9 protein-coding genes are annotated in these 11955 nt (G+C 67.3%); 6 read left to right on the top strand and 3 right to left on the bottom strand.

Annotated features, from left to right (window positions below; genetic code table 11):
• Nucleotides 1-13 precede the first annotated feature (13 nt).
• From IU452_RS10905 to IU452_RS10890, 4 genes are all read left to right on the top strand, one after another.
• The gene (locus IU452_RS10905) at nucleotides 14-1162 is read left to right on the top strand and encodes a hypothetical protein (protein WP_195108814.1); all 1149 of its coding nucleotides are present in this window, start codon (nucleotides 14-16) and stop codon (nucleotides 1160-1162) included.
• Between the two features lie 161 nt (nucleotides 1163-1323).
• Entirely contained in the window at nucleotides 1324-2691 is a 1368-nt protein-coding gene (locus IU452_RS10900) for a S1 family peptidase (protein ID WP_195108813.1), read from the top strand.
• A 122-nt stretch (nucleotides 2692-2813) separates the two neighbouring features.
• Nucleotides 2814-4163, top strand: coding sequence for a S1 family peptidase (locus IU452_RS10895; RefSeq protein ID WP_195108812.1), 1350 nt, complete (start codon nucleotides 2814-2816; stop codon nucleotides 4161-4163).
• Nucleotides 4164-4246: 83 nt separating this feature from the next.
• Nucleotides 4247-5089: an NRDE family protein gene (locus IU452_RS10890; protein ID WP_195108811.1), complete on the top strand. Its 843-nt coding sequence runs from the start codon at nucleotides 4247-4249 to the stop codon at nucleotides 5087-5089.
• Nucleotides 5090-5145: 56 nt separating this feature from the next.
• Here the strand turns inward: IU452_RS10890 and IU452_RS10885 are convergent, their stop codons facing one another.
• Nucleotides 5146-5940: a hypothetical protein gene (locus IU452_RS10885; RefSeq protein ID WP_195108810.1), complete on the bottom strand. Its 795-nt coding sequence runs from the start codon at nucleotides 5938-5940 to the stop codon at nucleotides 5146-5148.
• A gap of 448 nt (nucleotides 5941-6388) precedes the next feature.
• On the opposite strand from IU452_RS10885, the gene IU452_RS10880 reads away from it, so the two are divergent.
• Both IU452_RS10880 and IU452_RS10875 read left to right on the top strand, forming a co-directional pair.
• Nucleotides 6389-9553, top strand: coding sequence for a heterodisulfide reductase-related iron-sulfur binding cluster (locus IU452_RS10880; RefSeq protein WP_195108809.1), 3165 nt, complete (start codon nucleotides 6389-6391; stop codon nucleotides 9551-9553).
• A gap of 454 nt (nucleotides 9554-10007) precedes the next feature.
• Nucleotides 10008-10526: a lytic polysaccharide monooxygenase auxiliary activity family 9 protein gene (locus IU452_RS10875; RefSeq protein ID WP_195108808.1), complete on the top strand. Its 519-nt coding sequence runs from the start codon at nucleotides 10008-10010 to the stop codon at nucleotides 10524-10526.
• Between the two features lie 123 nt (nucleotides 10527-10649).
• On the opposite strand, the gene IU452_RS10870 is transcribed toward IU452_RS10875, so the two are convergent.
• Both IU452_RS10870 and IU452_RS10865 read right to left on the bottom strand, forming a co-directional pair.
• Entirely contained in the window at nucleotides 10650-11069 is a 420-nt protein-coding gene (locus IU452_RS10870) for a hypothetical protein (protein ID WP_195108807.1), read from the bottom strand.
• Between the two features lie 429 nt (nucleotides 11070-11498).
• The gene (locus tag IU452_RS10865) at nucleotides 11499-11948 is read right to left on the bottom strand and encodes a hypothetical protein (RefSeq protein ID WP_195108806.1); all 450 of its coding nucleotides are present in this window, start codon (nucleotides 11946-11948) and stop codon (nucleotides 11499-11501) included.
• Nucleotides 11949-11955: the final 7 nt, after the last annotated feature.

The raw sequence follows: 11955 nt of genomic DNA, 5'->3' as shown, positions 1-11955 counted from the left end.
CGAGGTACAGAGGATGGCCACAGGGGTGGGCCTGCGGATCGCCGAGGACGAATGCATCGCGGCGATCCTGACCAGCGGCGGCGAGCCGGACGCCGAGATCGGCGCGTCCGAGGATTCCCCCGAACCCCTCTATATCGTGCGCGAACCGGTGCTGTACATGTCCGACGAGGGAGACACCGCCCTGGGCGGCGAACCGCCCGCCGGGCACACCCACTCGATCACCGGATTCTTCGCCGCGGTCGGCGACCCGGCCGGTATCCCGGTCGACGACGGTGAGGCCTACCGGGCCGAGGACCTGGTGGCGACGGCACTGTTCTGTCTGATCAACCTCGCCGCGGACCATCTCAACGGCCCCGCGGAGTTCTATGCCACCTACCCCGCGGCCTGGCCTCAGCAGCAGGTGAATGCCCTGCGCGAGGCCCTCGACTACCTGGGTCTGCGCGCGGTGGTGCTGGTCAGCGAGGCCGATCTGCCCGGCTCCGACGACGGCAGCGGCCGCGGTTTCGCCCACGATGCCGCTAGGGCGGCACTGGCCTCGGTGCTCGCGACCCCGGCGGGGACGACGCCGCCGGACCCCACGCATACCGAGAATGCGCTGGTGGTCACCGACGTCCTGCCCGCACTGGCGAGCGAGGAGCCACCGGTACAGGCCTATTCGGCGGCCATTCCGGTGGCCGCACCGGCCACTGCCGCCGTCGAGGAGCAGACCACCACCGGCACCACCACCGAACCGGCCCGCAAGAATCGCCGCATACCGCTGCTCATCGCGGGCGCCGTGATCGTCGGGCTGATGCTGGGCGGCCTGGGCGTGGCACTGCTGTTCCGAGAGAACACCACCACCCCGGTGCCGCCGCTGCCCGACGCCCATTCCCAGCTCCTCACGACGACCGCACCGCCCCCTCCTCCCCCGACGACGCTCCCGGTGACAACCACCACCATCGCGCCCGCGCCGCCCCCGGTCGAGCCGACCGAGACCACGGAGACGACCACACCGCCTCCGCCCCCCACCACGACCACACCTCCGCCGACCACCACCACGACACCGTCGACCCCCTCCTCGACGCAGCCCCGGACCACACCGCGGCGCACCGCTCCCAACCCCCTCGAGCCGATCCCCGGCCTGCCGCTGCCACCGCCGCTGCAGCTGCCCCAGAATCCGTGATCATTTCGTAGCGAACTTTGCCGGTTTGTGCCCTAAAGTGAAGCGCTGACCGGTTGTTCGGTCGGAACCACCGGTCTGCTGCTGGACGAGGGCTGTTGCCGCACAACGGTTTATCGGCCCGCGGATTTACCCGGCACGACAGTGCCTGACGAAGGGACTCCATGCGCAAGTTGCCGGCGCGTCGCGCCACGGTCAAAGCCGCCGCCGTCGCATTCGCCTCGACCGTTCTGCTCGGCCTCTTGTCCGCCGCCTCGCCCGCACAGGCCGCCCCTTCGTCGGACCCGAAGCAGTTGACCGCGGACCAACTGCCACCCGAACTGGCACAGGCGATTTCGCGCGATCTGAAGATGACGCCCGCGGAATATCTCGACCGCGCCGCCCGCGCCCAGCAGCTGCGCAATTACGCGCGGGAATTCCGTTCGGAGCGCCCGGAGGATTTCGCCGGCGCCTGGCTGGGCCAGGACGGTAAGCCGGTGATGGCAGTCACCTCGCTCGACGCCGCTCGCATCGCCGCCTCCGATGGCTACCAGACCCGCCTCGCGCCGATTTCCGCGGACAATCTGGAGGGTTCACTCGATCAGTTGACCCAGTGGGTCGCCGCGCTGCCGCGCGAGATCTCCTCGGCGATCAATTCGGTGGCCATCGACTTCCTCAACAGTCAGCTGGTGGTCAATGTCGCCAACACCCCGGCCGGCCACCTGTTGAACCTGCCCACCCTGATCGCCAATATCAAGGTGGTGCTGTCACCGAACGGCGGCGGCCCGGTGGAGCGGCGCCCGATGGGCGGCGACACCTACATCAGCGCGGCGACCTCGCTACAGGACGAGTCGTTGAAGGCCGTCGATGTGTGCTCGTTCGGATTCAACAGCGTCGACGCGGCCGGCAATGCGCTGAATATCAGTGCCGGACACTGCGATCCGAATCTCGGGAAGGGTTCCGAAGAGGCGGGTGTCTACGTGCCCGACGTCCGCGACCTGAAGGCCAGCCCGCAGGTCGGCTCATTCGTGCGCGCGCAACTCGGCGGTAACAGCGGCCTGGACTACTCGGTGATCAAGCTGAACGATCGCGCGGTCCGGGCGGGCATGGACCAGCCCTCGGTGCGCGGTGCGAACGGAACCACCATCACCATCACCGGCACCACCGATCCGATCGTCGGCGCCCCGGTCTGCAAGTCGGGCCAATCGTCCACGTTCACCTGCGGTTTCGTGGTGGCCGACCGGGTGGAGACGCAGCTGTACACCGCCGACGGCGAATCCAAGACCGTGCGCGGCTTCGCCAGCACGGCCTGCACGCTCGGCGGTGATTCGGGCGGCGCGATCGTGTCCGGCACGCTGGCGCTCGGCATCACCAGCGGCTCGAACGCGGCCGACGCACCCAACTGCGGCGAGGCGAATATCGGCCTGGCCCAATACGGTGGCACCGCCTCGCTCGGTATCCCGATCCGCGCCATTCTGGCCGATATCGACGCCACCTCCGGCGGCGGGCTCGGCTCCGGAATCACCGTGCGGACCCGCCCGAATGCCGGGTGAAAGCCGAACGCGGAATGAATTTTCCGCAAACCCGGCGACCATTGCCCCGAGAGGTCGGGGCAGCTCCGCAAACGAACTCCCGACAAGTAGGCATAACGTTGCGAACCCCATATAGTCGCCTCATGCTCCTGCCACGCATCCGTCCTTCGTCGCCCGCCGCGGGCTCGAGCCCGCGTGCCCGTCTCCGCAAAGCAGCGGTCCTCGCCTCGGCGGCCGCGCTGGTCCTCGGTCCGATGGCGGGGTCGGCCTCGGCGGATCCGGATCCGGCTCCCGCACCGAATCTGCCGGCCGAGCTGGCCGCGGCGGTGCAGCGGGATCTGAAGATTTCGCCCGAGGAGTACCTGCACCGCGCGGATGTGGCCCAGCAGGTGGCGGCGTTCGCGACCGAAGCGCAGCGGCAGTATCCGCAGGTGTTCGCGGGTGCCTGGCTGGATCAGGCCGGTAAGGCGGTGGTCGCGCTGGCGCCGGGCGAGGAGCTCGACGCCGCCCGCAAGGCCGCGCAGGACGCCGGTTTCCAGGTCAAGGATGTCGCCAAGAGCGAAATCGCGCTCCGCAGCGAGAAGAACGCCTTCCAGCAGTGGCTGTCGACGCAGCCGGAGTCGGTGGCCGAGGCCGTGCGCGGCGCGGTGATCGACACCGTCAACAACTCCGTCGCGGTGCGGGTGGACAAGCCCGGCCTGCCGATGCCGGGCTTCGTCGATCCGGCACGGGTGATCGTGATGGCGGCCCCGCCGACAGGTCCGGAGGAGCCGCAGGAGCAGGCGAAGCCGATCGCCGGCGAGTCGCGCAATGCGCCGGTGGCCGCCGGTGACGCCTACGCGTCCACGGCCGGTCGCATGCAGCTGATCTGCTCGTCGGGCTTCAACGGCCTGGACCGCAATGACCACGTCGTGAACATCACCGCCGGTCACTGCAACCCCAACATCCCCGCCTCCGGCACCGCCAACGCGCCGGCCATGTTCGAAATGCTGCCCGGTAATCATCTCGGCAACCAGCTGGGCAGCTTCCAGAAGTCGGTGCTGGGCAGCCAGGACTACTCGATCGTGTCGGTCAACGACCAGAACGTGCCCCGGTTCGACAACAACCTGGTGCGGGTGCCGGGCGCGGCGCCGATCGCGATCACCGGCGTGGCCACGCCCGTCGTGGGCGCCCCGGTCTGCAAGTCCGGGTCGCGCACCGGCTTCAGCTGCGGCGTGGTGAATGCGGTCGACCAGACCGTGCAGGTGGGCGATCGTGAGCTGAATCAGAGCTTCTCGGCCAACATCTGCGCGCTGCCCGGCGACAGTGGCGGCCCGATCGTGACCGGCACCCAGGCCCTGGGCATCTCCAGCGCCTCCTCGGTGGCCGATTACCCGGTCTGCATCATCCCGGAGGCCCTGGGCATCATCACCGGCGATGCTCCCCAGCTGTTCGCCCAGCCCCTGAACGTGGTCCTCTCCGACAACCCGGGCCTGCGCGTGCGCACCAGCTGAGCGCGGCGTCTCCCGAGACCACCGAAAAGGCCGACAGCCCGAACGCTGTCGGCCTTTCGCGTGCGTGGGGCATGCTGGTTGGTATGTGTCTGGTGTTGATCGGGTGGCGGGCTCACCCGGAGTATCGGCTGATCGTGGCGGCCAACCGGGACGAGTTCTACACTCGGCCAACCGAATCCCTGCGGTGGTGGCCGGAGGTTCCGGGTCTGCTGGCGGGGCGGGATCTGGGCTACGGTACGGCCGTGCCCGGGACCTGGCTCGGGCTCGTACCCACCGCACATCGCTTCGGGACGGTGACCAATGTGCGCGGACCGGGCGAGACGCGCACCGACGTGCGCTCGCGGGGCGCCCTGCTGCTGGATTTTCTGCAGTCGGATGCGGGACCGGAGAAATTCGTCCGCTCGATCGCGGCCGCCCCCGACGACTACAACGGCTACAACGCGGTGGTGTCGGATCTGGACACGCTGTGGTGGCACAGTAATCGCAGCACGCTCACCCCGGCCGAACTCCTGCCCGGACTGCACGGGCTGTCGAACGGCGCACTGCTGGGGTCGGGAGATATCCACAGCGACATAGCCATTCGCAGCGACACCGGCTCACCGGTCTGGCCGAAGGTGCGCGACGGGCTGTCCGGACTGCGCGAGGTCATCCGCACCGAAACCGATTCCGTCACAGCCTATTTCGAGGTGCTCGCCGACCGGTCGATCGCGCCGGACGCCGAACTGCCCGCCACCGGCCTGTCGCGCCAACGCGAACGCGCGGTCTCGGCGCGATTCATCGCCGACACCATCCACGGAACACGGTGCAGCACAGTGCTACTCGTGCGGGAGGACGGAACCTTCTCCCTCGCCGAGCGGACGTTCGGACGGCTCGGGCGGGCCAAGGGCGAGGTGTCGTTCACCGGAAAGCTGGAACTACCGGCCTGAGCAACGAAAACGGCCCGTACTCGAAAGAGTACGGGCCGCTTCGACATTCGCACGGATCAGTTCTGACCCTGCTGTTGCTGCTGCTGACGGGCCATGTTCTCGTCGCTCCACTTGCTGGTGCCGGGCGCGGCCTGCAAGGTGTTGACCAGATCCATACCGGCGAGGGCCAGTGCGGGGCCACCGACGGCGACGGTTCCGAGGATGCCACCGATACCGGCACCCGCGATCGCGGCCGGAATGCAGCCCACACCGAGGAACGGCAGTCCGAGCAGGCAGCCCACGATACCGCCGACGACCACACCGACGGCCGTGCCGACGAAGCCACCGACGGCGGTGGCCAGGCCGAACTGGGTTGAGAATTCGCCCATGGCCCGCTGGTTTTCGATCGGCGAGGCGACGTCCTTCAGCACCGGCCGGGTGCCGTCGGTCAGCACCGGCTGGATCTCCACCTGCTTATCGGAGGCGACGGTCTTGTCCGGGGTCAGCGCGAGTTCTTTGCCGTCGTTCTTGATCTCCGGCTTCACCTGCACCTGGGTGCCGGCGACGTTGTAGGCCAGCGGCAGCGTCACGACGGTCTTGCCGTCGGCATCCTTCACGTCGACGGTGTCGACCTGGGTCGCTTGCTCACCGGCCTTGGCGGCGACCTCGGTCTTCGACAGTTGGAAAGTTCCTCCCCCGAGCCGCGTGACCACTGTCTTCGGTGCCCCCGGCTGCTTCGCGTCCTCCAGCATGACCGAGTACTTGAGCTCGGGCTGGGCCGGTGCGGCAGGTTCAGCGTGAGCAGTACCGAACCCAACGGTCATCGCTCCGATGACCAGGGCGCCCACCGCAGTACCTCTGCGGAACTTCATTCGGTTATCCAATCCATCATCAGGTTTCGCTGTCCGCGTCGCCCCCGCGAGAGCCCACGCATCCCTCAGGTCGAAACCTGTGGAACCCTCCCCGAGCGGGGTGCGGACACGCACAGCAAGCAGGACGACGTGAGCCTAGTCGAATAGCTGGCGAGAAGCGAGATCCGTTTTCCGCCAATCCAACTAAGCCTGTCCTGGGTATAGGGCCGGATTTGCCGAGTTTTACCGTGATAGCGAATCGCACCTGGCATTACTGCAGGAACATGCGTGGGCGCGGTCACATCACGGGTCGGGTCAAGCCCCAGCAAGATGGGGCACTCCCGACACGTCATCATATGATGGACAGATAAGTTACCGGCGGGTAACTTACTGCCCGTTAGGATACGTGCAACCGAGGCGGCAACAGCCCTGCCGCCGAATGCTCGTTGAACCGAAGGAAGGTCGCGACATGAATGCCCTGACAGTGACGCTGGGCACGATTGGGGTGGCGTTCAGCCTATTGGCCTGGGCGTCATTCGTCGGCGGCGTCGGCAAGATGGTCCGCGCCATCATGATCGGCCAGCCCGCCCCGGATCGATGGCGGCCGTTCTTCCCGCGCTTCAAACAGATGCTGGTGGAGTTCCTGGCCCATACGCGGATGAACAAGTTCCGCACGGTGGGCTGGGCGCACTGGCTGGTGATGATCGGCTTCCTCGCCGGGTTCATCCTGTACTTCGAGGCGTATCCGCAGACCTTCGATCCCGAGTTCCACTGGCCGATCGTCGGCGGCTGGGGCATCTACCACCTGATGGACGAGGTGCTGGGCGTCGCCACCGTGATCGGCATCGTGGTGCTGATCGTCATCCGTCAGCTCAACCACCCGCGGGTGCCGGAGCGCCTGTCGCGGTTCAGCGGCTCGAGGTTCGGCCCGGCCTACACCATCGAGGCCATCGTGCTGATCGAGGGCCTCGGCATGGTCCTGGTGAAGGCGGGCAAGATCGCCACCTACGGTCACGCCACGGTATGGAGCGACTTCTTCACCATGCAGGTCGCCAAGCTGCTGCCGTCCAGCGTCGCGATGGTCTCGGTCTTCGCGTTCGTCAAGATGGTGTCGGGCAGCACCTTCCTGCTGCTGGTCGGGCGCAACATCAACTGGGGTGTGGCGTGGCACCGGTTCGCGGCGTTCTTCAACATCTACTTCAAGCGTGAGGACGACGGCGGCGTCGCCCTGGGCGCGGCCAAGCCGATGACCTCCAAGGGCAAGGCCCTGGTCGATATGGAGGAGATCGACCCCGATAACGACACCCTCGGTGTCGGTCGCGTCGAGGACTTCTCCTGGAAGGGCTGGCTGGACTTCACCACCTGCACCGAGTGCGGCCGCTGCCAGAGCCAGTGCCCGGCCTGGAACACCGGTAAGCCGCTGTCGCCCAAGCTGCTGATCATGTCGCTGCGCGACCACGGCGTGGCCAAGGCGCCCTACCTGCTGGCGGGTGGCAGCAAGGATATGGGCGGCGACGAGGTCGGACTGGTCGACGCCGAGGGCAAGCCGAACGAGGCCGCGCTGGCGAAGATCTCGGAGGCGGCGCGCGCCGAGGCGGAGCGCCCGCTGGTCGGCGGCGAGGATGTGAACGGCATCATCGATCCCGAGGTGCTGTGGAGCTGCACCACCTGCGGCGCGTGCGTGGAGCAGTGCCCGGTGGATATCGAGCACGTCGACCACATCATCGATATGCGGCGCTACCAGGTGCTGATCGAGTCGGAGTTCCCGTCGGAGTTGGCGGGCCTGTTCAAGAACCTGGAGAACAAGGGCAACCCCTGGGGGCAGAACGCCAAGGACCGGCTCAACTGGATCTCCGAGCTGGACTTCGACATTCCGGTGTTCGGACAGGACGCCGACAGCTTCGACGGCTACGAATATCTGTTCTGGGTGGGTTGTGCCGGTGCCTACGAGGACCGCGCGAAGAAGACCACCAAGGCGGTCGCGGAGCTGCTGGCCACCGCGGGCGTGAAATTCATGGTGCTCGGTCAGGAGGAGACCTGCACCGGCGATTCGGCACGGCGTGCGGGTAACGAATTCCTGTTCCAGCAGTTGGCGATGCAGAACATCGAGCTGCTGAACTCGGTGTTCGAGGGTGTCGAGGATTCGAAGAAGAAGATCGTCGTCACCTGCGCGCACTGCTTCAACGCGCTCAACAACGAGTACCCGCAGGTGGGCGGCGTCTACGAGGTCGTGCACCACACCCAGCTGCTGAACCGGCTGGTGCGGCAGAAGAAGCTGATCCCGGTGACCTCGGTGTCGGAGAAGGTCACCTATCACGACCCCTGCTACCTGGGACGGCACAACAAGATCTACAACGCGCCGCGCGAGCTGATGGCGGCCTCCGGTGCGGCCGTGGCCGAAATGCCGCGGCACGGCGAGCGATCGATGTGCTGTGGTGCCGGCGGTGCCCGCATGTGGATGGAGGAGCAGCTCGGTAAGCGCGTCAACCTGGATCGCACGGACGAGGCGCTGTCGACCCTCGACGGCGGCAACTCGCCGTCGATGATCGCCACCGGCTGCCCGTTCTGCCGTGTGATGCTCACCGACGGTGTGACGGCGCGCAAGGATTCGGGCGAGGTCGGCCAGGGTGTCGAGGTCGTGGATGTGGCACAGCTGATGCTGAACGCCATCGAGCGGGTGCAGCCGCAGACGCTGTCGGAGAACCTGAAGGTCATCCAGGAGCCGAAGAAGGCGCCGGAGCCGGAACCGACACCGGAACCCGAGCCCGCCAAGGCCGAAGCTCCGGCCCAGACCACCGAATCCCCGGCGAAGACCGGGGCCCCGGCCGCCGGTAAGGGCCTGGCCATGAAGGGTCCGGCGAAAGCGCCCGGCGGCAAGGGACTCGCGATGAAGGGTGCCGCGAAGGCGCCCGGCGCGAAGGATGCCGCTCCGGCCGAGGAGGCCGGCGAGACTCCGGCTGCGCCGGCGGGATCCGCAGAGAGCAAGCCGACCGCCGCCCCGAAGGGCCTGGCCATGAAGGGTCCGGCGAAAGCGCCCGGCGGCAAGGGGCTCGCGATGAAGGGTGCGGCCAAGGCGCCCGGCGCCAAGGCCGCCCCGGCCACCGAGGCACCGGCTCCCGAAGCGTCCGCCGAAGCATCCGAGGCTCCCGCCGCGCCTGCGGCCAAGCCCGGTGGCCTCGCCATGAAGGGCGCGGCGAAAGCGCCCGGCGGCAAGGGCCTTGCGATGAAGGGCGGGGCCCAGGCGCCGGGTGCGAAGGCTCCGGCCGCCCCCGCCGAATCCGCGCCTGCTGCGGAAACACCCGCCGCTCAGCCCGAATCGGCCGCCGCGGAGTCCGGCCCGACCGAGACCAAGCCGACGGTTGCGCCCAAGGGGCTGGCGATGAAGTCCGGCTTCAAGAAGCCCGGGGCGAAGGCTCCGGGTGCACCGAAGCCTGCGGCCTCGGACGACGCCGGGGCATCGGAGGCCGCGGCACCGGCCGAGCCCACGCCCGCTGCGGACCCCGAGGCGGCGGACAGCACTGCGTCCGGCGACAGCGCCTCCACCGAGGGCAACGGCGCACCGAAGCCGCCCACCGCCAAGCCGGGTGGACTGGGCTTCAAGTCCGGCGCCAAGGCGCCGGGCCGAAAGAGCTGATCGGCTCGTAAGCACTAGCGCGAGGGCGGTGTTGCCAGAAGTTGGCAGCACCGCCCTCGCGCATTTCCCGGCCCGCTCGGCCTGAATCAGTCGGCAGTATTGCCAGAAGTTTGCGAAGCTTCCGAGCGGAAGGGAATCGGCCTATCGTTCGTCGGCAGTTCTGCCGATTCAGCTTCGCCCGGGCAAGCGGCCCCGGCCTCTCGCCGCTACTCGATCTTCTACGCGAAATATCTTGAAACAACCCAGCTTTCGGTCGACAGCGTACGAAGATACCGACCGCTCGGGGTGGCTCGAGCGAGTAGGGGTTACTTCCTCCTGGAATGTTGACCAGCTCCGACCTGGAGGCTTACCGTTATATCCCATTTTCACTTCGAGCCGATCTGGATCGGATAACAGATCATCCCCCGGGCGGTATGCCGGCCCCTGCCGTCCTCATTCTCGGCAAGGAGTACCCATGTCCCGTCGTAGGTTCCTGTCCGTCGTGGGCGCCGCCGGTGTCGCCCCGTTCCTCGTCGCCGTCCTCCCCGCGGGCCAGGCCAATGCACACGGCTACATCTCGTCGCCCGCGAGCAGGCAGGCCCAGTGTGCCCAGAACGCATTGCCGTGCGGCCCGATCAAATACGAACCGCAGAGTGTGGAAGGCCCGAAGGGCCAACGCAATTGCAGCGCCGGCGATCGCCGCTGGGCCGAACTCGACGACGACAGCAAGCCGTGGAAGGTCCACTCCGTCGGCACCTCGGTCTCGTTCACGTGGACCTTCACCGCCCGTCACCGCACCACCAACTGGGAGTACTACATCGGCAACACCCGCGTCGCGGTCGCCGACGGCAACAATCAGCAGCCCGGCCAAACCGTCACGCACACGGTGAATCTCAGCGGCTTCACCGGCAAACAGAAGCTGATCGGCATCTGGAATATCGCCGACACCGCCAACGCCTTCTACGCCTGCGTGGACCTGCGGGTCGGCGGCTAGAACTGGAACCCGTCAGCCCTCCGGCACTGTGACAGAAGCTGTGAAACCGGTTTGCGGGCAAAGGAAAGCCCCCGTCACGTAGGCGACGGGGGCACCCTCCTGCAGGGGAGTCTGTGTTGCGGATCAGCGGCGGTTCAACGAGATCCCCGCCAGCGGATACGGCGCGGCGAGCGGCGTTCCGGCGATATTCACCGTTCCGATCCAGAAACCCTGGCGCGGATCGATATCCCGCAGATCCAGCCCGAACGGCGACCCGTCGAAGGATACGTAGGTCTCGTCGGGGCCGACCGGCGCCTGGCGACCGGTCCTGCCCGATTCCCCACATACCAGCACCACGGTCTTGCCGTCCACGAAGACCTGCAGATCGCAGTTCTCGAAAGGTGAGCCCAGCACATTCGAGGGGTGTCGCATGATGTGATAAGTCCCGGGCGGAACAATCCCATTACGCGGAAATTCCGGATCATCGGCGGCGGCAACCGCAGGAACCGCGGAGACGGCCGCGGCTGCCAGCACAAGGCCGCCGACAACACTGCGAAGCTTCATAGCGCAACTCCTTCCGATCGAGGGTGGGCCGCTGTCTCGCTGGTCGATCGCCGACTCGCCGTCGGCACCGGATTCTTACCATGGCGGGAGTGCGGGCAGCTAACGCCGACACCGATATCGAAATCATCCTCAATAGCGATGCAGTAACGAGCATTTCGTGTCGAAATCGCTACCTTTCGTGCCTCGCCGACGTGGGGACGGCCGAGTTGTACTCCGGGATCGCGCAGTACGGGCGGGGCACCCGCATATGCGACGCCATGGCAACTATCCGGCAAGGCTGAGAGATAGGTCACGATTCGAGTTCGGTAACGCCACACGCCAATCCATCGACGTAATCGTGACCCGGCGGGTACTACCCCTTATCCGGGTCCGCCCCGTCGACTGCCAAAGGGGGGCGGACCCGGGTCCGGGGCGCGAGGACGGCTGCGGTCAGTCCTCGCTGCCGCCTCCCACCGCCAGAGCTGTCGTAATGACTACCGACAGGGGTGGGAGTTTGTTGTCGCGGTTCGGCGGAACGACCCAGTGGCACCCTTCCCGGGTCCAGCGGCCGAGACCGGTCGGCAACATGACGGCACTGCCGATGGCAGGGATGCCGATATCGAGACGATTCAGAACGTCGAGCACCTGGGTGCCGGGACGGGAGTCGGGGACGACCAGAAAGCTCCAGCGCACCTGACGGGCCAGCATGGGACCCGCCATGCCTTGGTCGGCGAGCGAGGCGCGCACTCGCTCGGCCCGCATCGTGGGCAGGTGGACCACGCCGATGCGGCTGGTGATCGGTAGCATCACGAAGCCGCCGCGCTCGGTCACCGGCAGCCCCAACTCGCGCCGGTAGAACGCCACCCAATCCTCGACGGTCCTGAGCTTCTCCACGTTCACGGCGAAC

It is taken from the genome of Nocardia transvalensis, from assembly GCF_015477765.1.
In the GTDB taxonomy this organism is placed as follows: Bacteria; Actinomycetota; Actinomycetes; order Mycobacteriales; family Mycobacteriaceae; genus Nocardia; species Nocardia transvalensis_A.
The sequence above is the reverse complement of the archived record's forward strand: the minus strand, read 5'-3'. Positions and strand labels throughout refer to the sequence as shown.